The following is a 267-nucleotide window of genomic DNA, read 5'->3' as shown; positions in this document are numbered from 1 at the left end:
GTGTGGTGGCGATAGCCTGAAGGATACACCTGTTCCCATGTCGAACACAGAAGTTAAGCTTCAGCACGCCAAGAGTAGTTGGGGGATCGCCCCCTGCGAGGGTAGGACGTTGCCACGCAAGCGAAGCAGTCATCGAGAAATCGATGGCTGTTTTTTTCTACCATAAGTCAAGTATGAAGCGACTTACGAGATGAATTTATTTTGATAATGTATCGAAAATAGCGCACACTAAATAAGCCTTAAGCTTGTCTGATTTTTTGGATAATG

General features: G+C 44.9%; 1 rRNA gene. It reads left to right on the top strand.

Annotation, left to right across the window (positions count from 1 at the left end):
• Position 1 precedes the first annotated feature (1 nt).
• Positions 2-118, top strand: a 5S ribosomal RNA gene (gene rrf / locus IWT5_RS11870).
• Positions 119-267 lie beyond the last annotated feature (149 nt).

The organism is Secundilactobacillus mixtipabuli, from assembly GCF_002217925.1.
Classification (GTDB): domain Bacteria; phylum Bacillota; class Bacilli; order Lactobacillales; family Lactobacillaceae; genus Secundilactobacillus; species Secundilactobacillus mixtipabuli.
The sequence above is the reverse complement of the archived record's forward strand: the minus strand, read 5'-3'. Positions and strand labels throughout refer to the sequence as shown.